This window comes from Thermoplasmatales archaeon (assembly GCA_014361195.1).
Lineage (GTDB): Archaea > Thermoplasmatota > E2 > UBA202 > JdFR-43 > JACIWB01.
Window position 1 is genome coordinate 90,275 of record JACIWA010000001.1, and the last position, 22,688, is coordinate 112,962.

Here is a 22,688-nt window from a genome sequence, read left to right on the forward strand (position 1 = left end):
ATGATTATTATTTGTGCTGCTGATTTTCACGGCAAAAAGGAGAAATATGAAAATTTTATCAAAGGGATAAAGAATGAGATGCCAGATATTGGTATAATAGCTGGGGATCTTGGATTTATAAATGAGGAAATTTTTAATGGGATAGATTTGCAAATTTATGCGGTTTATGGAAATACAGATTCGGAGCTAAAATATAAAAAAATAAAGTTCATTGATGAAAAAAGGCTAGAAATAAATTCTATGAAAATTTGCGGGGTAAAGAAATTTTTCACGGAAAAAGAAGGAATAGATATAGTTGTAAGCCATTATCCTCCTTATAAAACGAAGGATAAAGCATTTTTTGGGATGCATATTGGAGACAAAAGTTTAAGAAAAATTATGGAAGAAAAAAAGCCCTCATATATTATATGTGGACATGTACATGAAGATGCAGGATATGGAAAATTTGGAGATACAATTGTTGTAAACAGTAGTGTTGGAAAATCTGGAGAATATACAATTATTGATACAGAGAAAAAAGAAATAATTATGGTTGGATATGATGCCTGACTTTTACAGCTTCTCCACTCGAGCTTTCCACCATCTCCTCTGAATTCATTTTTGCAACCCCAACCGCCCTCACTTCATTTTCATGAAAAACAATCACTTCATCCCCCACCCTTATCTTTTCGTCCGCATCCACCACCCCGCAGGCAAAAATGCTCCCTTTTGGATAAAAATCCTCTATCTCCACCCAATAATTTTTACCCATTTTCTTTCCTCCTTCAATAGTTAAAGAAAAAAGACCTCTCTCTGGAACAAATGAAGCAATTTGTTTACCCTCATAATATAACTTATAGTGTGGAAAATTACCTCTTACAACACACTTCTCCATGAACTTTTCTGGATTTGAAAACTGAAAATAAAGCATTGAAAAAACATTTTCATAATCCCTTCTCTCTTTACTTACATATTCAAAATTCTCGCAGATTTTCAAAGCGTTTGACAAATTTTTAAGCGAAGAAGGTGAAACAGGATGATCAATACAGGTATTGATTGCATCTATTTCAAGAATGGATGATATAGGGGGCGAGAGGTGATTTATTATTACTTCATAATTGTTTTTAAAAATGAATTTTTCAAAGCATTTCTTTATTATATCAATTTCTTCCTTATCCCAGTGACCGATTGTTGAGATATCATAATGAGCGGATGGGTATGTATATTCAAGCTCTCTTGGAACAATTGCAAGAGGAGAGGTTACTATAACTTCATGTATAACATTTCTATTTTTGAATGAAGAGATCAATTCTATAAATTTTTTATGAGACTTTGATTTTGAATAAGGTTTTTTTGAAGAACATGGGAGAAGCAAAAGTATTTTCGCTGATTGCGGTTTCCTGTAAATATTGCAAATTCTTTCTCTAAATCTCAAAATATCCGGCCTATAAAAGGAGTATAGAGAGGCAATTATTTTTTTTCCATTTATCGGATATCTTTTTTCCTGATAGGAATATTTTTCAATATCCATAATTCTTATTATTGAAGCAAGATGCGTGGAAAAATGAATTTTTGATTCAACATATTCCCTTAAGTTGCCATTTGCTATATACTCCCTTACTTTTATCAGCTCATTTTTCATTACTTCATAATTGTGAAAAAGCAAATCTTCAAAATTTTCTATACCATTTTTACAGTATGCACAGGAACAAGGATATTCTTTTAATTCATCTAAATTAAATTCACTTTCGGAAGTAAAATATATTTTCTTTCTGCTTTTAAAAATTAAATCAACAGAATCAAAAAGATCAATTCCACAGTAGGAAAGAATTGGAAGATTTAATGGATTTGCTATCGCAGGCGCATATAGAACTTTATAACCTATTTTACCTCTTATCTCAGCCAAATAATCAACAAAATCTCTTGGATTTGAATAAGCTTCCTTTGAATTTGCCATCACATATATCTTTTCTTCTTTTTGGCAAGAGTTTTTGGATACAAAACTAAAGAAATCATTTTCCGCCAGAAAACGGGGGAAATCCTCACCAAAAAAATAAGGGTAGGATAAGGAAGGAGGGATGCAGAACTTGCATTCTTCAGGATAAAAAAAACTTCCTCCTAACCCTATTTCTTCCCCCAGTTTAACTTCCGAAAATTCAGGTGGCTTTATTCTCTTTGAAGAATACCATAGAATATTTGGAATCTTTATTTTTTTATTTTCTATTTCAATATAGCCCGCTCTTGTATTACAACTTCTTGCTTCTATTTCAAGTTTAAGACTCATCTCTTAATTAAATTTTTGTTCACCCAGTAGTCAGGCTCCTCCCCATCCAGCGCTTTTAATATTTGCTCCGCGCAGATTATACCCGCCCTCTCCTGCCCTTCAATGGTGGATGCTCCTATATGAGGAGTGAATATAGCATTTTCTAGCTCAAAAAGAGGGGATTTTTCAGGGGGCTCTTTTTCATATACATCAATGGCAGCTCCCGCTATCTTTTTTTCTTTCAGGAATTTATACAATGCTTCTTCATCCACAATTCCTCCTCTAGAGCAATTTATGAGGAAAGCACTTTTTTTCATTAAAGAAAGCATTCTTTCATTGACCATATGGTGGGTATCTTTTGTTTTTGGGATATGAATCGAAACAAAATCTGCCTCGCTGAAAATTTTTTCAATGCTCTTCAATTTTGCCCCCATTTTCCTTGCTTTTTCTTCAGTGCAATTCGGACTATATACAAGAACATTCATTCCTATGGCATTTGCAATTTTTGCTACTTCCTGAGCAATATTTCCGGAGCCAATTAAACCGAGAGTTTTTCCATATAGCTCTATCCCTTCCATTTCCTTTTTTGCCCATATTCCTTTCCTCATTGTTGCATCGCCATAGCATATTTTTCTTGCAAGTGCAAACATAAAGCCAATTGTTAATTCCGCAACTGAGTGAGTTGTTCCAGTGGGTGAGTTAACAACAATTATTCCTTTCTTTGATGCGGTTTCAACATCTATGTTATCAACTCCTATCCCCGCCCTTCCGATAACCTTCAGCTTTTTTGCATTTTCTATGATTTCCTTTGTAACCTTTGTTGCGCTCCTCACCATCAAAGCATCATATTCTCCTATTTCTCTTGCAAGCTCCTCGCCTCTCAGCTCTTTGAAATACACTTCATGCCTCTCTCTCAATTTTTTAATTGCCTCTTCCGATACCTTATCAGTAACTATTATTTTCATTTTCTCACCTTTCACTAATCGATAATTTCTTTAAATTTTTTACTGCTCCAAGATTTGTACCATCTAAAAGATAAACGCAGGAATTTTCAATATCCGCAATTTTCGGAATCGGCCCATCCAGCTTCTCCATATTTACGGCGGTGCCGCCGCACAGCAAATTGAAGGAGGGCATTATTATAAAATTCATTTTTTTATTCCATCTAATATATCTATTTAAATTTTTATTCAAACTTCCTCTTACCCAGCATGGTTTTGTGTAATATCCATAATTGCTTTTAATTTTTATTACAGGATGAAGATGTGCAAAAATAATATTTTTTCCGCTCATTAAATCTTGCGATGGCCAGGCGTGCCCGTGAGCAAATGAAATTTTGCCCATTTTGAAACCTCTTGCATTGTATATATCAGCTCTTTTGCTTCTTAAAAATGCATCGTGATTACCTTTAACAATTATTATCTCGACAAGTTCGCTCAATCTTTTCAAAAAAAATCTGACTTCTTTTCTTTCTTTTTCCATAAAATACTTATTTTCTCCGCCAGAGGAAGCGGATATCACATGTTTTAAATCCCCAACAATTATCAGCTTATTTGCATTATTTTTTTCAATTAAAGACTCTATTCTTTTCAAAATATTAGATGTCTGGATTGGAATGTTTATGCCATGGAGGTGGTATTCAAATTCTATACCTAAATGTAGATCTGCTATCACAATTGCCTTTTCCTTTTTTATATAAAGAGCCCTTTCATTGATTAAGGGACATATCATGTTAACCTCACAAATTGTAAATAATATTTGAGAAAAGGAGATAGAGTGATATTCATAAGAAAAGGAAGAAAAATTATTCCCAGTATAAAAATCATCGAGAAGCCAACAAAGCGTGCAATTGCCCTTCCAATATTGTGCATTCCAAAGAATTCAAAAATTGAGGAAATTGCAATTCTTATAGGAAAGCCAATTAACGCAAAGGTGAAAATATAAAGGATTAATGAAAAGGAAAATTTTATAAAATTTTTTAAATCGAAGATATCAAGCCCAACAATTCTTTTAATTTCGCAATTCCAGAGGAATATTGAAATGCAGAAAAAGAAGATAGAGGAAGTTATAGAAAAACCGAGATAATCTTTATCTTCTTCAACCTGCTCTTTCTTAAAAAATAAGGAAAATATAAATATTATGAAGGAAAAAATCCAGATATAAATAAGCCATCTATAACTGAATTTTTCATAAAATTTATTATCTATGAAAATAGCTTTTGCTTCTCCATAGAATTTCTTTTCATTTGTACTATATTTTCCTTCTCCAGTGAAAAAAATAAAGGAAAAATTTTTGTTCTCTTTCACAAAAAAATTTCCATTTTTTGCAAGAACAAAACTTTTTGGCTCAATAGGCATCAAATTTTTTATTTCCATTTCCTTCTCGCTTTCATTCAAATAAATTATTTCATAGGGAAAGATAGTAATCTCTCCTTCAATCTCTCCCCTGATTATTTCATAAAATTTTTTTTCATCATCGAATGTGACATAGCATTCATTGCCTTGAAAATATGTTCTATTTGTAATGAACTTATCCGAAATAAAAATTTTATCGCATTTAAAATTTATTTTTTCTTCAAGATAAATCTCCTTTGTAGAATTTTTTATCTCCATGTTATTATAAACAGCGGTGAAATTTTTGGAAGAAATTGCGGAAGCAATGCCACTTATATTTCCAAAAAGCATCATTTCGCCTTTTATTTCAATTTTTGTAGAAGGATAAAATTTAATTCCCTCAGGAAAAACCTTTATGAAAATGAAGGAAGAAATCAGAAATATAAAAATTGATAAAGTTGTTATTTTAGCTCCTTTGCCCATGAAAATATATGTGTGTTTATAAATAAACTTAACTATTGGTTTAAAATTTCAAAAAAGAATTTATATGAGAAAAATATTTAGCAAAAAATGATAGATAAGCTATTTGGATTATATCAGTTGTCTTCGCAATTGATGCTTGCAAACTCCAGTGATGAGTTATATGAAACTTTCTCATCTATACTAAAGAATGTATTCAATTTCGATGCTTTTGAATTATTAATAAAAGAAGGAAATGAGTTAAAGGAGGCGAAGGTTGTTGGTTTATTTGAATTACCAGAGCCCTTGCTACTGAATGGCAATAAAGGTATAACTGTAGCATGTACAAAAGAGAAAAAAACGATATATGTGCCAGATGTATCTAAAGATAGCAGGTATATTGAGGGAGCAAAAGGAATGAAAAGTGAAGTTGCGGTGCCCATAATTTATAAAGATGAGTTGATCGGAGTTATAAATGTTGAGAGAAAAAAGATAAATGGGTTCACTGATGAAGATATAAAATTGCTTGAGATTTTCTCGAATATTTTGGCTACCGCGATTAAAAATCTTGAAATAAAAAATAAATTGGAGGGTTCTGAAAGAAAATACAGGAGCATTTTTGAGAACTCGGTTGAAGGAATATATAGAATTAAAGAGGGAAAACTTATCGAAGCAAACAAAGCGCTGGAGGAATTTTTTGGATATAGCGAAGAGGAACTAAAAAACATGGATCTGGAAGAACTGTATAGGAATCCAGAGGATAGAAAAAATTTTATTGAAAAATTAAAAAAGTATGGTTCAGTGAAGAATTATGAAGTTGAATATTTAAAAAAAGACGGCGAGATTGTAATAGGAAATGAATATGCAACACTTGTGAGGGAAGGAAATGAAGAATATGTAGATGGCATAATTCATGATATTACAAGCCTGAAGAAGGCACAGGAGGAGGCGGAATTCTTCAATGCCCTCCTGCGCCATGATGTCGCAAATAAGTTGCAGTTGATAATTGGGTATCTCGAAATAATGATGGAGGAAGAATTAAAGGAGGAACACAGGGAAATGATCGAGGCTGCTTTAAATTCCGCACTCTCCGCAAGCAAGATAATAGATAATGTGAGGAAATTGCAATTTTTGGAGAAGGAATGGGTAAAAAAGGATTTTGATATTGATAAATTTGTGGAAGATCTGATAAAAGAATATGGCAAGGATGCCAGGGAGAGGAATATAAATATAGAGCATGAAAAATATGGAAAAAAAATATTTTCAACGGAGCTTATCGGTGAAGTAATTTCAAACTTGCTCGGGAATGCGATATATCATTCAAAAGCAAAAAATATAAAGATAGGGGTTAGCGATGAAGGAAAGGAGATAAAAATATATGTGCGTGATGATGGAATTGGGATAAGTGAGGAATTGAAGAAAAATCTATTTAAAATGGGTGCAAAAGGAAAGGAAAGCAGGGGTAGCGGTTTAGGATTATATTTATCAAAAAGAATTGTTGAAAAGATGGGCGGGAGAATAGAGGTTAGAGATGCAGTGAAGGAAGGAAAGAATAAAGGAACCATATTCGAAATATATTTACCAAAATGATTTTTAATTCTCATACACATATAGGTGATGCCTTTATTTCTCTTGAAAAAAAATATAGTATAGAAGAACTTTTTGCTCCATATGGAATTAAACATAGAATGCTTGAAAAAGCAAGCGGGGAAGAGATTTTGAATGGTATAAAGAAAGCAATTGATATAATGGAAAAATGCGGAACAGATTTTTTTGTGGATTTCAGGGAAGGAGGAATTGAAGGAGTAAAAATACTCAAAGAAGCATTAAAAGGAAGGAAAATAAAAGCAATTATTCTCGGGAGACCAAAAAATTTTATTTATGACGAAAAAGAAATTGATGAATTGCTTGATATAAGTGATGGGATTGCTCTGAGCAGTGTATATGATTGGGATAAAAATGAAATTGAAATGGTTGCAAATCATGTTCATGAAAGAAAGAAAATTTTTGCAATTCATGCAAGTGAGGTAAGAAGGGAGGATGTAGAGCAAATAATTTCTTTAAAGCCAAAATTTGTTGTTCATCTATGCAAGGCAAGTGATGAGGACATTAAAAAAATAGTGAAGGAAAAGATAGGTGTTGTTATTTGCCCTCGCTCAAATTTTAATTTCAATTTATCCCCGCCTTTAGAGAAGCTAATTGAATATAAAGCAAATATAATGCTTGGAACTGACAATGCAATGATTGTTGAGCCAAATATATTTGAGGAGATGAAATTTCTTATAGAAAAATTTGATATTGAAGAGGAGAAAGCTTATGATATGATAAGCAAAAACCCATGTAAATTTTTTTTAAAATGAGGAAATTTTAAAAAAGATGATGTATTACATAAGGTAATGAATAAGCCAAAAAAGGAGCTTAAAGTTAAGGACTTAATGAATAAAAAGCCGATATATGCGGAGATACCTGGAAGTAGGGAAGATGTATTGAGAATATTTGGAAAGTATGAAGTAAGCAGTGTGCCTGTTGTTAAAGCGGGAACAAAAAAATTTGTTGGTATGATTACAAGGAATCGTATATTCGAAAATCCTGAAGAACAGCAACTAGCTTTGCTTGTGGATAAAAATCCTATTGTGCTTTCACCAGATGCAAGTGTTAAAAAGGCGGCGAAAATATTCTATGAGAATAGATTGCATGGTGTGCCTGTTGTAAAAAAAGATGAGCTCGTTGGAATGATCTCTCCCCCACATTTACTCTCCCTCCTAAAAGAAAAAACCGATAAGGTTGAAAAATATCTCTCACCCTTATGTGTGCCTCTATATCAGGAAACTCCTCTGCCAGCGGTTATGAAAATATTCAGGATAACAAACGCTCCCGCCCTGCCTGTTGTGGATGAAAATGGGGAACTTGTTGGGATAGTTTCAGATGGTGACCTTTTCACTTTCTCCCATTTGCAGGAAAGCGTGAAGAAATCAGACCTTGGCATAGGAGAAGACGAAGATATGTGGACTTGGGAGGGTATAAGAGATGTTATGCGCCTGTATTATGAAACTTCAAAAATTCAGCTCCCGCTTGTGCCAGTTAAAGAAGTGATGGTAAAAAAAGTAATAACCGCTTATATTAAATCAAAAATTTCTGATGTTGCAAAGAAAATGCTGGAAAATAGGATTGACCAGCTCCCGGTAATAAATGAAAATGATGAGCTAGTTGGTATGGTATATGATATAGATTTGATGAGTTCATTAATATGAAAGATATGACAGAAAAGACGGATATATATGAAAAAATAATGGCTTTAGCAAAAAGGAGAGGGTTTATATACCCATCTTATGAAATTTATGGAGGGGAAACAGGCTTTTATGATTATGGGCCACTGGGTTGCTTAATGAAAAACAATATAGAAAATGAATGGAGAAATTTCTATGTGATCAAGGAAGGATTTTATGAAATATCAACACCAGTCATAACTCCCTATGCGGTGCTAAAAGCATCCGGACACGTTGATAAATTTATAGATGAAATTGGATATTGCAAGAAATGCGAGTTGAGCTTTAAGGTTGAGGAGTTGAAAAATGGCTTATGCCCCATATGCGGAGGAAATGTGGAGAGGAGTGAAATAAATCTAATGTTTGAAACAGGGATAGGGAGAAAAAAAGAAAGAGCATTCTTGCGCCCTGAGACCGCGCAGGGAATATTTGTCAACTTTCCTTTCCTTTATGAATTTTCCAGGAAGAAAATACCTTTTGGAATCGTCCAGATCGGAAAGGGTTTCAGAAATGAGGTTTCACCGAGACAAGGAATGATAAGATTAAGAGAATTTTCCATGGCGGAGGCGGAAATATTTTTCGGTGAAGAAAATAAAAAACATGCCAAGCTCAAAGAATTTGAAAATGAAGAGATAAAAGTGGTTTATGAAGGAAGAGAAGAGAAAATAAAACTTATGGAAGGCATTGGAAAAATATTTGGGAATGAAGCAATTGCATACTATCTCGCATTAACAAAAAAATTTTTGGTGAAAGTTGGGATACATGAAAACAAAATTCGTTTCAGAAAGCATGAAAAAAATGAGCTTGCTCATTATGCAAATGAATGCTGGGACGCGGAAGTTTATTCAGAAAGATTTGGATGGATTGAATGCGTTGGAATCGCAGATAGGCAGAGCTATGATTTAGAAGCTCATATGAAGGCAACTGGATTTGATATGAATGCAATTGAAACTTTTGATGAACCTATAAAAGTTAGAAAAAAAGTGGTGAAGCTAAAAATGGATAAAATAGGGAAATTATTCAGGGAGAAAGCGAAAATCATTAAAGAAAAGTTTGATGGGGCGGAATTTACTGGAAAGTTAAGCATTGAGATAGATGGAGAAATTTATGAAATAGGAGAAGAATTTTATGAGATAGTTGAGAAAGAGGAAAATGTATATTTGAGAAAATTTTTACCCCATGTAATAGAGCCATCTTATGGAATAGATAGAATTTTCTATTTTATAATGGAGCATAATTACATGGAAAAGGAAAAAGAAGGAGAAAAATATGTTATTTTATCTATTCCACCAAATATTGCTCCAATAAAAGCGGGTGTCTTTCCTCTCCTGCCCAAAGATGGTTTGCCGGAAATAGCAAAAGAAATTGAATCAAGCTTAAGAAGAAATAAAATAATTTGTTTTTATGATGAAAGTGGAAGTATAGGGAGGAGATATGCAAGGATGGATGAAATCGGGACACCTTTCTGCATCACAGTTGATTATCAGACAAAAGAAGATGATACAGTCACAATCCGCTTTAGAGATACTTCAGAACAAATAAGGATAAAAAGGGAAGATGTTGCCAAATGGATAGAAGAAAGGATTAGATAAATCCTTTCCTCTTCTTTTCAAGCTCTCTTAGCTCCGCCCTCTTTATTTTTCCGCTTATTGTCTTTGGCAAACTTTCCACAAATTCTATCTCACGAGGATATTTATAAGGAGCGGTTTGCTGTTTGACAAATTCCTGCAACTCATTGATTAGTTTTTCACTTGGCTCGTATCCTTTTGCAAGAACAACAAATGCCTTAACAATGTTTCCCCTTATTTTGTCTGGAGATGCAACAACTGCTGCCTCCAGCACCGCGGGATGCTTTACAAGAGCATCTTCAACTTCAAAAGGACCTATCCTGTAGCCTGATGATTTTATTACATCATCCGCTCTCCCTTCAAACCATATATAGCCATCCTCGTCTTTCCTAGCTAAATCTCCCGTGAGATAAAACCCATTAATCGCAAGCTCCTCAATCCTCTTGCCATTCCAGTAGCCGACCATAAGTCCTGGATGATCTATCGGGACCGCAATCTGCCCAACCTGGCCAGCTGGCAAAACATTTCCATTTTCATCTACTATTTCAATGTTGGCGCCTGGCATCGGCTTACCCATTGAGCCTGGCAGGACTTTTATACCATCGTAGTTGCAAACCAGCCCAGTTGTTTCTGTTTGACCATAGCCATCATAGATTAATAAGCCATATGCCTTTTTGAATCTGTCAATTACTTCCCTGTTTAAAGCCTCTCCAGCGCTCAAAAATTTTTTCATATCTTTTAAGTCATAGCTTTCCAAATCTTCTTGAGCCAAAAGCCTGTATTCAGTTGGTGTGGAACAGAATCTATTTACACGATATTTTTCCATCAGTTCAAGATATTTTTTTGCATTAAATCTCCCATTGTAAATTAGTTGAGATGCACCAACTGCAAGAGCTACTCCTACTGGAGACCAAAACCATTTTGCCCATCCAGGGCTGGTAGTTGCCCATAACAGCTCATTTGGTTTTGCATTCCACCAATAAACCGCATTTGTTTTTGCCATGCAATAAATCCATGCATGATTGTGCATCACTCCTTTTGGTTCGCCAGTTGTACCTGATGTATAATTTATTGTCATTATATCAGTTGATTTTATCCTTTCATAATCAAAATACCTTGATTCTTTTCTTATTTCCTTATAGCTGATCCATCCGTCCTTTTCTCCATCAACTATTATATAATTTTCTACATTTATTTTATCCCTTACTTCATCGACAAAATCTGTTGAATTTCTGTGGGCAATTATTGTCTTTGCCCCACTATTATTTGCTCTGTATTCAATATCCTTTGCCCTAAGCATGTCAGGACAGGGAATCACTATCGCGCCTGCCTTAAAGCTACCTATCTGAGCAACAAAAACCTCTGGCAAACGAGGCATTATTACAATTATTCTATCTCCTTTTTTCATTCCTAAGCCTCTTAAAAAATTTGCAAATCTATTTGAGTCATCCCTTAACTCCCAATAAGTCATTTTTTCTTTATTTCCATTTTCATCTTCATAGTATATTGCTACCTTGCCCCTCTCCTTAGCAACCTTATCAACAACTTCACAAATTGAATAATACTCCGGCACATCCCACTTAAAATTTTTTATCCATTCTTCATATTTGTCTTTCATGTTTTTTGATATGTTTTAGATATTATTAATAATTTCGGCTTTAACCAATGTCGTGGATGTTTATAAATAACGATTTAAACCGAGGTTAAAATCACACTAAGTGAGGATTTCTCATCAAATTTGACATTTTAATTCGACATTTTTATATATGCAAAAAACATGTTGCAGTAATGAGCTATATAGTGGGATACGGGGCTTATGTGCCAAGATATAGGATAAAAGTGGAAGAGATAGCTCGTGTATGGGGAAGAGATGCAAAAGCAATTTCATCGGGACTAAATATTTTTGAGAAATCGGTTCCAGCAATAGATGAAGATACCGCAACAATTTCGGTTGAAGCAGCGAGAAAGGCGGTAAAAGCAAGCAAAATAAATCCAAAAGAAATAGGAGCAATTTATGTGGGCTCTGAAAGCCATCCATATGCGGTTAAACCAACTGCCACCACAGTGGCGGAAGCAATAGAAGCGGTGCCATATCTCACAGCAGCGGACTATGAATTCGCTTGCAAAGCAGGCACTGCAGGCATGCAAAATTGCATCGCCTTGGTTAAATCTGGCATGATAAAATATGGTATGGCAATAGGGACGGATGTAGCTCAGGCTGCGCCTGGGGATGCTCTTGAATACACTGCCGCTGCGGGAGGAGCTGCTTTTATTATTGGAAATGATGGAATAGCAAAGATAAATTGTACTCTTTCATTTACAACTGATACACCTGATTTCTGGAGGAGGGAAGGAGAGCCTTATCCAGGGCATGGTGAAAGATTCACTGGCGAACCCGCTTATTTCCGCCATGTTACGAATGCTGCAAAAATGCTTATGGAAAAAATGGGGACAAAAGCAAGTGACTACGACTACGCTGTCTTTCATCAGCCAAATGGGAAATTTCCAATGAGAGTTGCAAAAATTCTTGGATTTGAAAAAAAGCAAATTGAGCAAGGCCTGCTATGCCCTTATATAGGAAATACATATTCTGGCTCAACAATGCTCGGGCTCGCTTCAATTCTTGATGTTGCTAAAAGCGGGGATAGAATATTTGCGGTATCATATGGTTCAGGTGCTGGCTCAGATGCTTTTGATATAACCGTTACTGATAAAATAGAGGAATATGAAAGGTGCAATATAAGAAAGATGATAGAGAATAAAAAATATGTTGATTATTCAACTTATATGAAATATAGAGGTGAAATATGAGGGAAGTTGCGGTTATAGGAGTTGGGATGACTGAATTTGGCGAACTATGGGAAAAATCATTCCGCGAACTGGTTGGAGAGGCGGGAATAAAAGCAATTGAAGATGCGGGAATAGAAGGGGAAAGAATAGATGCCTTATATTTAGGAGGAATGTCAGCGGGTCGCTTCATCGGGCAGGAACACATAGCGAGCATTGCGGTAGAAGTGGCGGGATTGCATGGCCTGCATATTCCTTCAACAAGAGTAGAGGCTGCTTGTGCATCTGGAGGAGTGGCAATGCATCAGGCATATATAGCGGTTGCAAGTGGAATTTATGATATAGTTGTTGTTGGAGGAGCAGAAAAAATGACAGATGTAGTGGGAGGAGAAGCAACTGATATACTTGCCTCTGCTGCAGATCGAGAATGGGAGGCATTTCTCGGCTTAACCTTCCCTGGCCTATATGCCCTTATGGCAAGATATCATATGCATAAGTATGGAACAACACAGGAACAACTTGCAATGGTTGCGGTAAAAAATCACTATAATGGTAGTTTAAATCCGAAAGCTCAGTTCAGGAATAGAATAACTGTTGAAGATGTGCTGAATTCACAGATTGTAGCGGATCCGCTGCATTTGCTCGATTGCAGTCCAATAAGCGATGGCTCCGCCGCTGTGGTTCTCGCCCCCCTAGATTTTGCAAAAAAGCACTGCGAAAAACTAGTAAAAATTTCCGCGAGTGTGCAGGCAAATGATGCGATTTCATTGCACAGGAGAAAAGTTTTTGATGGAATACCCGCAGCCCAGCATGCAGCAAAAAAAGCATATAAAATGGCGGGGATTGAAGCAAAAGATATTGATGTGGCGGAGGTGCACGATTGCTTTACAATTGCGGAAATAATGGCTATTGAAGATCTGGGATTTTTTGAAAAAGGTAAGGGGGGAAAAGCGGTTGAAAATGGCTTAACAGAGCTTGAAGGAGAAATTCCGATAAATACTTCTGGAGGACTTAAAGCAAAGGGTCATCCTGTTGGAGCGACTGGCGTGGCTCAGATAATTGAAATTGTTCAACAATTGCGAGGCGAAGCAGGGCAAAGACAGGTTAAAGAAGCTAAAATCGGGCTAACCCATAATATAGGTGGGTCTGGAGGAACTGCGGTTGTACATATTTTGGAGGTGGTATAATGGGAGTTGCAAGGTACTGGAGAGAGATTCCTTCAAGATATAATCTTATAGGAAGTAAATGCAATGTATGCAATGAAATATTTTTCCCCCCGATAAAAATATGCCCGAATTGCAGGAGAAAATCGATTGGAAAAATTGAAGACTATAAATTGAAAGGTGTTGGAACTGTAGAAAGTTTTACAATAATAAGGAATGCTCCTCCCGAATTTGAAAGAAATGTCCCTTATGTTATTGCTCTCATAAAAATGGAGGAAGGTTGCTACATAACCGGTGAAATAGTAGATTGCGAGTATGACGAAATCCATATAGGCATGAAAGTGGACGCTTGCTTCAGGCGCATTCAGCAGGATGGAAGCGCGGGAGCAATATATTATGGCTATAAATTCAGGAAGGCAGATTAAGATGTTTGGAGTATATGGGCTGAACTTAAATATTGAAAAAGGGGGTGTAAAAATAGAAGTTAGCGGAGGCGGGAGGGAGAAAAATTATTTCAGAAAAGCTGGGGATGAGGTGATTGAGAAAAAAATTTATGCAAATAATGGGGAGATTATTATTTCTCCTGTTCCTCCGGTAAATCTGCCAATCCATGCCTCAAATCATTTAATGATAGAGTTTGATAAAAGCATTTTTGTTGAGCCAGGTGTGGAAGAAAAAATATTTATTAAATTTCCAGTTGAAATAGGTGTATTTCTATCTGATGAAAAAGATATTGAGCCATTGGACATTTTTACAAAAACAAAATTGAAATATACATTATATGGGCGCCCTGAAGATGGCTTTGTGTGCAGGTGGTGGAGAAGTGAGATATATAAAGAAATTCCGAATGTTGATGAGCTTTATGAAGGAATTATGGAATTGAAGATTAAAAATAGCTACAGCGAGTGGACTGAAATAAATAAAATTGTTTTTAATACTCTTACCATGAAAATTTTTTACAAGAATCATGCATATTGTTCCGCAAATCTTGAAATAATTAAAAAGAGTATGGGAAAAACATCCTTTAATGAAAAGGTTGAGGGAATGAATGAAGCAATAGATTTATATTTAGCAAAAAGCAGAAAATTAGGAATTTCTCTTGCAAAAGAAATTGGAAGAGAATTTTTTATGGAGCGTGGTTTCAAATGACAATCTGGGATATATTTAAATATAAAATAGCGGGAATCGAAGTCGAGGCAATATTAAAGTTTATAGGAGCAATTCTAATTATAGTAATAATAGCAAAAATAGTTAGAACAAACATAAGGAGGGGTTTAAAGGATAAATTGCCGGATCCAACAGTCAAAAATATTGAGAGGTTTTCATATTATGTTATAATAATAATTGGTTTTATTGCTTCTCTTTCCATTATAGGAATTTCGCTATCCGGCCTGCTTGTGGCGGGAGGAATTTTGGGTATAGTGATTGGTTTTGCAAGCCAGACAGTTGTTTCAAATTTTTTGAGTGGGATATTTTTGATTATTGAAAGACCAATTGGAATAGGAGATGCAATAAAGATAGAGGATGTTGAAGGGATTGTTGAGGAAATAAAGATTTTATCAACCACAATAAGGACATGGGATGGAGTATATGCTCGCTTCCCGAATGAAAAAGTTTTTACTTCAAAGATATACAACTATTACAGTAGCCCTGTAAGAAGATTTGAATATAAAATAGGGATAAGATATAGTGATGATGCAAATAAAGCAATAGAGATAATAAAAAGAGTGCTTGATGAGCATCCTTTTGTGCTCAAGGAGCCTGCTCCAGTTATTTTTGTTGATGAACTTGGAGAGAGCAGTGTAAATTTATCTGTTAGAATATGGGCTCCATCAAATGTATGGTTTTCAGTAAAGACTGAAATGCTATGGAAATTAAAGGTTGCACTTGAAAAAGAAGGAATTCAGGTTCCATTCCCACAGCGTGTCATATGGATGGCAAAATAATATTTTCAATAGGCCATTCAAACAGAAGCAAGGAAGAATTTCTGAGTTTGCTTGAAAAATATGGAATTGAAGCAATCGCAGATGTAAGGCGCTTTCCATCTTCAAAGTTTGAAATTTATAAAAAAGAAAATATCAAGAAAATTCTGGGCAAGATAGAATATTTGCATTTTGAAAATCTTGGCGGATTCAGGCATGGCTATGCTAAATGGATGGAAACAGAAGAATGGAGGAAAGATTATGAAAAATTGAAGAAAATCGCAGAAATAAAGAAAGTTGCTATCATGTGCGCGGAGAAATTTCCTTTCAGATGCCACCGCAGGCACATATTAAGGAAGATGGAGGAAGAAGGATGGAAAGTGATAAATATAATATAGAAAAACAGAAGCTCAGGGAGGAGATATGGAAAAAGATGGATGCATTAGGAATAGCAATATTTCCCTACGCTTATGGAAGAATACCAAATTTTGTTGGAAGTGAGTTAGCGGGAAATAAAGTTACTACTCTTGAAGAATGGAAGAAGGCAAAGATTATATTTTCAAACCCGGATTTTGCACAGCAAAAAGTGAGGGAAAATGCTCTAAAAGAGAATAAGATTTTAATAATGGCTTCACCAAAATTAAAGCATGGATTTATAAAAATTGATCCAAAAGATGTAAAATGCAATGAAAAATTTGCAAGCACAATTTCCGGGGCATTTAAATATGGAAGAAAAATGGATGATCTGATAAAACCTGATTTAATAATCACTGGATGTGTTGCGGTTGATGAAGAAAATTTTGTCAGGCTGGGAAAAGGAGGAGGATATGGGGACAGGGAGATAGAAATGATCGAGGAAAAATTTGGAAAAATTCCAGTGGTAACAACCGTTCATGATATTCAAGTAGTTAAAAATATTCCTTTTGATGAAAAAGATACAAGAGTTGATATAATAGTTACTCCAACAAGAATAATAAGGAGAAAAATTTAAACTTATCAAAACATTTTTATCCTCCTGCATATAAAGGGGTGATGAACTACACTCTCTTGCTTCTTACCGCTCTTCTCGCATTTACATGGGGAATGCTCTTCGCCTTCTGGCTTGTATTTGCAAGAACCGCAAAAAAGCTATCTCGCCTAATAGAGGAAATAAGTAAAGGACAATTAACTCTTGAAGAAACCTATCAACTGGTTAAGAGAATTATAGATAAAGCATATGAGGAGATAAAGAAGGACAAGAATGAAAATCGTTGAAGCAATAAATGAGGTTTATAAACAAATTCAAAAGGCAAAACATAGCTTAACCCATCTTTATAAAATTCTTATTTTTATAACGCCTTTTCTCACAATAGCATTTTATTTCGCATTTGTTTTTGATTATCTTCCACCAGAAACATGGGCAAAATATGCCAGCCTTGCTGTTGCATATCTATTCCCTCCTCTTGGAAAGGAGTCTGTAATCCCGCTCATGCTGTCAAGCAATGTGCCTGTATGGATAGTTGGTAGTACAATAGTGATGATGGATATAATTTCATCCGCAATAATTGCATATAACTGGTGGTTTGCGGAGCTCATAATTTATCATATCCCTTATCTAGATAGAGGATATGAGAAATTGAAGAAGAAATCGGAGAATTTCAGTAAAAAAAAGTTAATTACATTTGCTCTGATAATTTTTATGATAATACCCTTTCAGGGCACAGGAGGAATCAGCACAACAATAATATCCCGCCTTATCGGTTTCAAACCAAAGAAAACGATTGCAATAGTTTCAGTTGGATCATCAATAACAACTTCTTTTATTATAATGGCTTATTTTGGGCTACTTAATTTCATTTATTAGCCATTTCACCGCAAGCTCAACCGCCTTTCTGCTTGAATTTTTTGGCCTCCAGCCTTTCTGCATTATTTTTGATATATCAAGTGTCATGAATTTTACATCCCCTCTCCATCCTCTTCCATTTATTCCTCCAGTGAAAACATATTCCGGCTTTAAACCCATTTCCTTGCTTACTATATCCGCTATTTCCTTTACTTCTATGCTATCAAGTGAGCCAATATTGTATATTTCTATTTTATCCTCCCATCTTTCCATAGTGTAGAAAATTGCATCTATGCAATCATCTATATAGAGATATGATTTTCTTTGAGTTCCATCTCCCAATATTTCAAGCTTCTCTTTATTTGCTCTCAATTTTTTTATAAAATCATATATCACGCCATGCGTTGATCTCGGTCCAACAACATTTGCAAATCTGTAAATTATTGCTTCAATGTCAAAAGTATGAGAATATGAGCAAATCATTGCCTCACAGGCCAATTTTGTCGCTCCATATATGGAGATTGGAACCAAAGGAGAATAATCTTCTGGAGTTGGTATTTTTTTAGCATCTCCATATACCGCTGATGAGGATGTGAATATAATTTTTTTAACTCCTTCTTTTCTCATCCCTTCAAGCAAGTTATATGTTGCAACTATGTTATTTTCAAAAATTGATTTTGTATCTTTTTCTCCCGCTCTTACATCTGGATTTGCAGCAAGATGAAATACAATTTCGCAATTTTTTACCGCATTTCTTGCGTCTCTTTTATTAATTAAATCCCCTTTTATCAATTCAATTTTATAGAGATGAGCTTCAAGAAATTCTATTTTTCCAGATGAAAAATTATCTACGCATTTAACTTCATAACCTTTTTTTAAAAGATGCTCCACCAAGTGACTACCTATAAATCCCGCTCCACCTGTAACCAAAACTTTCATGAGATGAAATATAAATCAATTAGAAATATTTTCCTATCTATGCATAATGCAAGGAAAATGCTCTATAAAAATTTAAGTATAATGTTTTCTTTTAAAGTGTGAAAGAAAGGCAAAAAATTGCGCTAGAGAGAATAAATCGCCTTTTCATTGAAGCGGAGAAAATGGCAAAAGAGAATAGAATGAATTTATGCAATAGATATGTTGAAATTGCGAGAAAAATATCAATGAAATATCTTGTAAGAATTCCAAAAATTTATAGGATAAGATATTGCAAAAAATGCCTTTCATATTTTGTTCCGGGCAAAAATTGCAGGGTGAGACTTAAAAAAAGAAAAGTTGTTATAACATGTCTCAACTGTGGAAATATGAAAAGATATCCTTACTTAAAGGAAATAAAAGAGAGGAGAAAATGGAAATTAAAAAAATAGAAGAAGAAATAAAAAATTGCAAGAAATGCAGGCTGTGGAAAGAGAGGAAAAATCCTGTTCCAGGGGAGGGAAATTATAATGCAAAGCTTATGCTAATTGGGGAAGCCCCCGGAAAGAATGAAGATGAGGAAGGGCGCCCTTTTGTAGGGAATGCGGGAAAAATATTGAATAATGCTCTTGAAAAAAATGGGATAGATAGAAAGAGTGTTTATATAACAAATGTTGTTAAATGCCATCCCCCAAAAAATAGAGCTCCTTATGAAGATGAGATAAAAAAATGCTCTCATTATTTGCAAAAGCAGATAGAGTTGATAAATCCTGAAATAATAGCTACTCTTGGAAATTTCAGCACAAAAACAATATTTAGATTTTTTGGTTTTAAAGAAGAGGCGATAAGCAAGCTACATGGCAAGATTTTTGTTTCTCCTCTGCACAATATAAAAATTTTTCCAACATTTCATCCCGCAGCCTGCATTTATAATCCTTTTTTGCTCGATAAATTTGAAAAGGATATAGAAAAGCTTGCAGAAATTTTTAAAAGTTTATATAGAGTATAGTTATAAATTTCATGAAGGTAGTAGTTGCCCTTGGAGGAAATGCATTAACTGGCAAGGATAGAAAAGTAGATTATGAAAAGCAGATGGAAGCGACAAAAAATACCGCAAGCTGTATAGCAAAGATGATTAAAAATGGCTGGAAAATAGTAATTACACATGGAAATGGTCCTCAAGTGGGAGAGCTATTATTACAGCAAAAAATGGCAAAAACTTCAATGCCTCTCCATGTTTGTGTTGCATTAACTCAAGGGCAGATTGGATATGCTATTCAACAAGCTCTTCTCAATGAATTAAAAAAGAATAAAATAAGCAAGGAAGTTGTAACTGTAATAACTCAAGTAGTAGTAAGCAAAGATGACAATGAATTTTTAAATCCAACCAAACCAATTGGACCAGTTTATTCAGATGATGAAATAGAGGAGATTAAAAAAAATTATAAGGTTGGGAAATATGAAAATGGATGGAGAGTTCTTGTTCCTTCTCCAAAGCCAATTTCAATAGTTGAAGCGGGAATAATTAAAGAGTTAATTGAAAGAGATATTATTGTAATTGCGGGAGGAGGGGGAGGAATACCTGTAATAGAAAAAAATGGAATGCTATATGGAGTTGATGCGGTCATAGATAAGGATTTAGCCTCCCAAAAACTGGCAAGCGAGATTGGGGCAGAAATCCTTTTAATACTTACAGATGTGGAACATGTTTTTCTGAATTATGGAAAGAAAAATAGCAAAAAAATAGAGGAAATTACTGTAGATGAAGTGGAGAAATACTATAAGGAAGGGCATTTTCCAGCTGGCTCCATGGGGCCAAAGATAGAGGCGGGAATAAATTTTTTGAGGGATGGAGGAAAGGAGGTGATAATTACTTCAATAGATAAGGCATGGGATGCGTTAAATGGAAGGACAGGAACACATATTAAGCCTTAACATCCCCGCCAGAAATGCTATTAGCCCAAAGAAAATTGCAAGAAGAGTTAATTTTCTTGGGGTTGCAATTTCTTTTCCCTTTATTAATAGATAAGAGGAATAGATGAAAAGGAAGGAAGAAAAGCAAAGGAATAAGAAAAATAGGGGGTTGAGATAATAGGAAGAATCTATTTCCACAAAAAATGGTATAAATGCTATAATGGATGAAAAAATGAAAAGCAAAGATGATAAATACCTGGAATTTTTTTCTCCTATATATAGGGGAAATGATTTTGTCCTTCTTTCCATATCTCCATAGAAATCCATTATATCCTTCATTATTTCCCTTCCCAGTCCAGACAAAAATGCAAGAATTGCAAAAAATATTATTATTTTAGAAATCTCTTCTGAGTATGCAAGGGCTCCAAAAACAAAAGGTATTGCCATTATAAAGGCGATGTAAAAATTTCCGATAACCTTTATTTCTTTAAATTTTACATCATAGAATGTTGCAATTATTAAATTTGTCAATGCTATCAAAAAACATGTTTTATTTACAAATATGCTGAATAAAATACCAATTGGAGAGGTGATAAAGTATATGGCTAAGGCGGTTTCCGGTTTTATATCCCCTCTTACCAGAGGTCTATCAAACCTTTTATTCTTTTTATCCACTTCATAATCAAAATAGTCATTTAGGGCAAATGTTCCCGCTTCAAGAAAAAAAGCGGTAAGAAAAGAAAAAATTATTTTCTCATGGAAAAAAAATCCTTTTGCGGAAATGATGAATCCAACAACTACTGCAATACCTAGCATTAAACCATGATCCGCCCTTATTAAATCAGCAATTGCCTTTATCTTTTTCACAATGTTAAACAAGAACAGGAGAAATATTTTTTGCTGGCGAAGAATTTTTTTATATCTTCCGCATTTCTTTTTAGGGCCGGCGTAGCTTAGTCTGGAGGAGCACCCGGCTGTTAACCGGGTGGTCACCGGTTCAAATCCGGTCGCCGGCGCTCTTCTCCCATTTTTTCAATTCAAGAACTTTTCCCAGACTACTTCCTCTCTTTATCTCCTCTCTTATCCTATTTTCCCTTTCCATTACATTTATCGCCCTATTTGCAATTTCCTGCTCCTCCTCTTTTGGAATTACAACAACTCCATTATCATCCCCGACAATCCAGTCTCCTTTCCTTACTATTTGCCCACCACAAACTATTTCACATCCTATTTCTCCATATCCTTTTGGCTCACCCGCCTCTGGAACAATTTTTTTAGAGAATGCGGGGAAATCGAGCTTAATTATTTCATGCACATCTCTTATTGCTCCATCAACAACAATTCCTGCAATTCCTTTCCTGATTGCACTTAAAGTGGCAAGCTCCCCCCAAACCGCCTGCTTGCCCTCGCCCGCCTGCACAACAATTACATCTCCTCTTTCTGCGATGTCAATTGCCTCCACTACTTTTGCCCAATCTCCATCAATCGTTTTTACTGTAAAAGCCCTTCCAACCATCTTATACCCTCTTTTAAGAGGAAATATATCTCTCATTGCCCCTCTGTTGTGCATTGCATCACATATATTGCAAGTTGATACTTTTATCAATGCTTCTCTTATTTCCTCCTTGCCATATTTCTTGAATAGCTCGCTTTTAATTTTTTCTCCTTCCATTGCCCTCTTTATATCTTCAGTCGCTTTTTTTGCATCCTCCGCCTTTATTATTGCCCCTCCAACTATAATTATACTCGCTCCTTTGCTTATCGCAACCCCAGCATTTTCCGCATTTATTCCACCCGCAACCGCCAAAGGCAAGCTACATACTTTCGAAACCTCTTCAAGATGATAAAAAGGACTTTTTCCAGCCATCTGCTCATCAATTGAAGTATGGATGCATATATAATCAACTCCCATTTTCTCCAGCTCTTTAGCCCTCTCAACCAAATTTTTTACACCAATCATATCCACCATAACCTCAATACCATATTTCCTCGCAGACTTAACCACCTCTTTTATTGTTTCATCACTTGCCACACCCAGAACACATATCACATCCGCCCCCGCTTTTGATGCCATCTCCGCCTCAATATCTCCAACATCAATTGTTTTCATATCCGCAATAATTTTTTTTCCAAACTTTTTAAAATTCTTTATTACATGTATTCCTTCCGCCTTTATCAGAGGTGTGCCAATTTCAATCCAGTCCACCCCTCCCTTAACACTCTCTTCAGTAACTTTTATTGCACGATGCAGATCAACAAAATCAAGAGCAACTTGCAATATTGCCATATAGATATAT

General features: G+C 35.1%; 25 protein-coding genes and 1 tRNA gene. 18 read left to right on the forward strand and 8 right to left on the reverse strand.

Going from position 1 to position 22,688, the window contains the following annotated elements:
• A complete protein-coding gene (locus H5T44_00370) occupies nucleotides 1-549 on the forward strand; it encodes a metallophosphoesterase family protein (GenBank protein ID MBC7080699.1) in 549 nt (182 codons plus the stop codon).
• Here the strand turns inward: H5T44_00370 and H5T44_00375 are convergent.
• The 4 genes from H5T44_00375 to H5T44_00390 are packed head-to-tail and all read right to left on the reverse strand — an operon-like array spanning nucleotide 527 to nucleotide 5,058.
• Nucleotides 527-2,263: a DUF5591 domain-containing protein gene (locus H5T44_00375; GenBank protein MBC7080700.1), complete on the reverse strand. Its 1,737-nt coding sequence runs from the start codon at nucleotides 2,261-2,263 to the stop codon at nucleotides 527-529. The genes H5T44_00370 and H5T44_00375 overlap by 23 nt on opposite strands.
• Nucleotides 2,260-3,207 carry a phosphoglycerate dehydrogenase gene (locus tag H5T44_00380; protein ID MBC7080701.1) on the reverse strand — a complete coding sequence of 316 codons (948 nt, stop codon included), beginning with the start codon at nucleotides 3,205-3,207 and terminating at the stop codon, nucleotides 2,260-2,262. The genes H5T44_00375 and H5T44_00380 overlap by 4 nt, the downstream gene beginning before the upstream one ends.
• Nucleotides 3,208-3,211: 4 nt before the next feature.
• Entirely contained in the window at nucleotides 3,212-3,973 is a 762-nt protein-coding gene (locus tag H5T44_00385; protein MBC7080702.1) for a metallophosphoesterase, read from the reverse strand.
• Nucleotides 3,970-5,058 (reverse strand): hypothetical protein, encoded by a 1,089-nt coding sequence (locus tag H5T44_00390; protein MBC7080703.1) that lies wholly within the window; start codon nucleotides 5,056-5,058, stop codon nucleotides 3,970-3,972. The genes H5T44_00385 and H5T44_00390 overlap by 4 nt, the downstream gene beginning before the upstream one ends.
• A gap of 87 nt (nucleotides 5,059-5,145) precedes the next feature.
• Here H5T44_00390 and H5T44_00395 point away from each other — a divergent pair, with 87 nt between their 5' ends.
• The 4 genes from H5T44_00395 to glyS are packed head-to-tail and all read left to right on the forward strand — an operon-like array spanning nucleotide 5,146 to nucleotide 9,892.
• The gene (locus H5T44_00395) at nucleotides 5,146-6,624 is read left to right on the forward strand and encodes a PAS domain S-box protein (protein MBC7080704.1); all 1,479 of its coding nucleotides are present in this window, start codon (nucleotides 5,146-5,148) and stop codon (nucleotides 6,622-6,624) included.
• Nucleotides 6,621-7,394: an amidohydrolase family protein gene (locus tag H5T44_00400; GenBank protein MBC7080705.1), complete on the forward strand. Its 774-nt coding sequence runs from the start codon at nucleotides 6,621-6,623 to the stop codon at nucleotides 7,392-7,394. Before H5T44_00395 ends, H5T44_00400 begins: the two co-directional genes overlap by 4 nt.
• 36 nt (nucleotides 7,395-7,430) lie before the next feature.
• A complete protein-coding gene (locus H5T44_00405) occupies nucleotides 7,431-8,285 on the forward strand; it encodes a CBS domain-containing protein (GenBank protein MBC7080706.1) in 855 nt (284 codons plus the stop codon).
• A 5-nt stretch (nucleotides 8,286-8,290) separates the two neighbouring features.
• Entirely contained in the window at nucleotides 8,291-9,892 is a 1,602-nt protein-coding gene (gene glyS, locus H5T44_00410; protein MBC7080707.1) for a glycine--tRNA ligase, read from the forward strand.
• On the opposite strand, the gene H5T44_00415 is transcribed toward glyS, so the two are convergent.
• Nucleotides 9,885-11,486: an AMP-binding protein gene (locus H5T44_00415; protein ID MBC7080708.1), complete on the reverse strand. Its 1,602-nt coding sequence runs from the start codon at nucleotides 11,484-11,486 to the stop codon at nucleotides 9,885-9,887. The genes glyS and H5T44_00415 overlap by 8 nt on opposite strands.
• Nucleotides 11,487-11,656: 170 nt before the next feature.
• Between H5T44_00415 and H5T44_00420 the strand changes: the two genes are divergently transcribed.
• From H5T44_00420 to H5T44_00460, 9 genes are read left to right on the forward strand one after another with little or no spacing between them, the layout of a single operon-like run.
• Nucleotides 11,657-12,679 carry a hydroxymethylglutaryl-CoA synthase gene (locus tag H5T44_00420; GenBank protein MBC7080709.1) on the forward strand — a complete coding sequence of 341 codons (1,023 nt, stop codon included), beginning with the start codon at nucleotides 11,657-11,659 and terminating at the stop codon, nucleotides 12,677-12,679.
• Nucleotides 12,676-13,842, forward strand: a complete 1,167-nt coding sequence (locus tag H5T44_00425; GenBank protein ID MBC7080710.1) for a thiolase domain-containing protein — start codon at nucleotides 12,676-12,678, stop codon at nucleotides 13,840-13,842. The genes H5T44_00420 and H5T44_00425 overlap by 4 nt, the downstream gene beginning before the upstream one ends.
• Nucleotides 13,842-14,243 (forward strand): Zn-ribbon domain-containing OB-fold protein, encoded by a 402-nt coding sequence (locus H5T44_00430; protein ID MBC7080711.1) that lies wholly within the window; start codon nucleotides 13,842-13,844, stop codon nucleotides 14,241-14,243. The genes H5T44_00425 and H5T44_00430 overlap by 1 nt, the downstream gene beginning before the upstream one ends.
• Nucleotides 14,215-14,967 carry a DUF432 domain-containing protein gene (locus H5T44_00435; protein ID MBC7080712.1) on the forward strand — a complete coding sequence of 251 codons (753 nt, stop codon included), beginning with the start codon at nucleotides 14,215-14,217 and terminating at the stop codon, nucleotides 14,965-14,967. The genes H5T44_00430 and H5T44_00435 overlap by 29 nt, the downstream gene beginning before the upstream one ends.
• Nucleotides 14,964-15,764, forward strand: a complete 801-nt coding sequence (locus H5T44_00440) for a mechanosensitive ion channel family protein (GenBank protein MBC7080713.1) — start codon at nucleotides 14,964-14,966, stop codon at nucleotides 15,762-15,764. Before H5T44_00435 ends, H5T44_00440 begins: the two co-directional genes overlap by 4 nt.
• The gene (locus tag H5T44_00445) at nucleotides 15,749-16,138 is read left to right on the forward strand and encodes a DUF488 domain-containing protein (protein MBC7080714.1); all 390 of its coding nucleotides are present in this window, start codon (nucleotides 15,749-15,751) and stop codon (nucleotides 16,136-16,138) included. Before H5T44_00440 ends, H5T44_00445 begins: the two co-directional genes overlap by 16 nt.
• A complete protein-coding gene (locus tag H5T44_00450; GenBank protein MBC7080715.1) occupies nucleotides 16,072-16,731 on the forward strand; it encodes a 5-formyltetrahydrofolate cyclo-ligase in 660 nt (219 codons plus the stop codon). Before H5T44_00445 ends, H5T44_00450 begins: the two co-directional genes overlap by 67 nt.
• 41 nt (nucleotides 16,732-16,772) lie before the next feature.
• Nucleotides 16,773-16,994 carry a hypothetical protein gene (locus H5T44_00455; GenBank protein MBC7080716.1) on the forward strand — a complete coding sequence of 74 codons (222 nt, stop codon included), beginning with the start codon at nucleotides 16,773-16,775 and terminating at the stop codon, nucleotides 16,992-16,994.
• The gene (locus H5T44_00460; protein MBC7080717.1) at nucleotides 16,981-17,583 is read left to right on the forward strand and encodes a small multi-drug export protein; all 603 of its coding nucleotides are present in this window, start codon (nucleotides 16,981-16,983) and stop codon (nucleotides 17,581-17,583) included. Before H5T44_00455 ends, H5T44_00460 begins: the two co-directional genes overlap by 14 nt.
• Here H5T44_00460 and H5T44_00465 read toward each other — a convergent pair.
• Entirely contained in the window at nucleotides 17,563-18,501 is a 939-nt protein-coding gene (locus H5T44_00465; protein MBC7080718.1) for an NAD-dependent epimerase/dehydratase family protein, read from the reverse strand. The genes H5T44_00460 and H5T44_00465 overlap by 21 nt on opposite strands.
• A 161-nt stretch (nucleotides 18,502-18,662) precedes the next feature.
• On the opposite strand from H5T44_00465, the gene H5T44_00470 reads away from it, so the two are divergent.
• Genes H5T44_00470 through arcC form a run of 3 tightly spaced genes read left to right on the forward strand, consistent with a single transcriptional unit; the run spans nucleotide 18,663 to nucleotide 20,412 of the window.
• On the forward strand, nucleotides 18,663-18,929 hold the full coding sequence (locus tag H5T44_00470) for a hypothetical protein (protein MBC7080719.1): 267 nt from the start codon (nucleotides 18,663-18,665) through the stop codon (nucleotides 18,927-18,929).
• On the forward strand, nucleotides 18,911-19,486 hold the full coding sequence (locus tag H5T44_00475) for a uracil-DNA glycosylase (protein ID MBC7080720.1): 576 nt from the start codon (nucleotides 18,911-18,913) through the stop codon (nucleotides 19,484-19,486). Before H5T44_00470 ends, H5T44_00475 begins: the two co-directional genes overlap by 19 nt.
• A gap of 11 nt (nucleotides 19,487-19,497) precedes the next feature.
• Nucleotides 19,498-20,412 (forward strand): carbamate kinase, encoded by a 915-nt coding sequence (arcC, locus tag H5T44_00480; protein ID MBC7080721.1) that lies wholly within the window; start codon nucleotides 19,498-19,500, stop codon nucleotides 20,410-20,412.
• On the opposite strand, the gene H5T44_00485 is transcribed toward arcC, so the two are convergent.
• On the reverse strand, nucleotides 20,377-21,258 hold the full coding sequence (locus H5T44_00485; GenBank protein MBC7080722.1) for a UbiA family prenyltransferase: 882 nt from the start codon (nucleotides 21,256-21,258) through the stop codon (nucleotides 20,377-20,379). The genes arcC and H5T44_00485 overlap by 36 nt on opposite strands.
• A 75-nt stretch (nucleotides 21,259-21,333) precedes the next feature.
• Here H5T44_00485 and H5T44_00490 point away from each other — a divergent pair.
• Nucleotides 21,334-21,407, forward strand: a tRNA-Asn gene (locus H5T44_00490).
• Here H5T44_00490 and H5T44_00495 read toward each other — a convergent pair.
• Entirely contained in the window at nucleotides 21,389-22,678 is a 1,290-nt protein-coding gene (locus H5T44_00495) for an orotidine 5'-phosphate decarboxylase (protein ID MBC7080723.1), read from the reverse strand. The two genes, H5T44_00490 and H5T44_00495, sit on opposite strands and share 19 nt — an antisense overlap.
• Nucleotides 22,679-22,688 lie beyond the last annotated feature (10 nt).

Bases quoted from the DNA above. Each gene is read 5' to 3' on its own strand.
- H5T44_00370 (MBC7080699.1), top strand. From the start codon at position 1: ATGATTATTATTTGTGCTGCTGATTTTCACGGCAAAAAGGAGAAATAT.
- H5T44_00375 (MBC7080700.1), bottom strand. From the start codon at position 2,263: ATGAGTCTTAAACTTGAAATAGAAGCAAGAAGTTGTAATACAAGAGCG.
- H5T44_00380 (MBC7080701.1), bottom strand. From the start codon at position 3,207: ATGAAAATAATAGTTACTGATAAGGTATCGGAAGAGGCAATTAAAAAA.
- H5T44_00385 (MBC7080702.1), bottom strand. From the start codon at position 3,973: ATGATATGTCCCTTAATCAATGAAAGGGCTCTTTATATAAAAAAGGAA.
- H5T44_00390 (MBC7080703.1), bottom strand. From the start codon at position 5,058: ATGGGCAAAGGAGCTAAAATAACAACTTTATCAATTTTTATATTTCTG.
- H5T44_00395 (MBC7080704.1), top strand. From the start codon at position 5,146: ATGATAGATAAGCTATTTGGATTATATCAGTTGTCTTCGCAATTGATG.
- H5T44_00400 (MBC7080705.1), top strand. From the start codon at position 6,621: ATGATTTTTAATTCTCATACACATATAGGTGATGCCTTTATTTCTCTT.
- H5T44_00405 (MBC7080706.1), top strand. From the start codon at position 7,431: ATGAATAAGCCAAAAAAGGAGCTTAAAGTTAAGGACTTAATGAATAAA.
- glyS (MBC7080707.1), top strand. From the start codon at position 8,291: ATGACAGAAAAGACGGATATATATGAAAAAATAATGGCTTTAGCAAAA.
- H5T44_00415 (MBC7080708.1), bottom strand. From the start codon at position 11,486: ATGAAAGACAAATATGAAGAATGGATAAAAAATTTTAAGTGGGATGTG.
- H5T44_00420 (MBC7080709.1), top strand. From the start codon at position 11,657: ATGAGCTATATAGTGGGATACGGGGCTTATGTGCCAAGATATAGGATA.
- H5T44_00425 (MBC7080710.1), top strand. From the start codon at position 12,676: ATGAGGGAAGTTGCGGTTATAGGAGTTGGGATGACTGAATTTGGCGAA.
- H5T44_00430 (MBC7080711.1), top strand. From the start codon at position 13,842: ATGGGAGTTGCAAGGTACTGGAGAGAGATTCCTTCAAGATATAATCTT.
- H5T44_00435 (MBC7080712.1), top strand. From the start codon at position 14,215: ATGGCTATAAATTCAGGAAGGCAGATTAAGATGTTTGGAGTATATGGG.
- H5T44_00440 (MBC7080713.1), top strand. From the start codon at position 14,964: ATGACAATCTGGGATATATTTAAATATAAAATAGCGGGAATCGAAGTC.
- H5T44_00445 (MBC7080714.1), top strand. From the start codon at position 15,749: ATGGATGGCAAAATAATATTTTCAATAGGCCATTCAAACAGAAGCAAG.
- H5T44_00450 (MBC7080715.1), top strand. From the start codon at position 16,072: ATGCCACCGCAGGCACATATTAAGGAAGATGGAGGAAGAAGGATGGAA.
- H5T44_00455 (MBC7080716.1), top strand. From the start codon at position 16,773: ATGAACTACACTCTCTTGCTTCTTACCGCTCTTCTCGCATTTACATGG.
- H5T44_00460 (MBC7080717.1), top strand. From the start codon at position 16,981: ATGAAAATCGTTGAAGCAATAAATGAGGTTTATAAACAAATTCAAAAG.
- H5T44_00465 (MBC7080718.1), bottom strand. From the start codon at position 18,501: ATGAAAGTTTTGGTTACAGGTGGAGCGGGATTTATAGGTAGTCACTTG.
- H5T44_00470 (MBC7080719.1), top strand. From the start codon at position 18,663: ATGGCAAAAGAGAATAGAATGAATTTATGCAATAGATATGTTGAAATT.
- H5T44_00475 (MBC7080720.1), top strand. From the start codon at position 18,911: ATGGAAATTAAAAAAATAGAAGAAGAAATAAAAAATTGCAAGAAATGC.
- arcC (MBC7080721.1), top strand. From the start codon at position 19,498: ATGAAGGTAGTAGTTGCCCTTGGAGGAAATGCATTAACTGGCAAGGAT.
- H5T44_00495 (MBC7080723.1), bottom strand. From the start codon at position 22,678: ATGGCAATATTGCAAGTTGCTCTTGATTTTGTTGATCTGCATCGTGCA.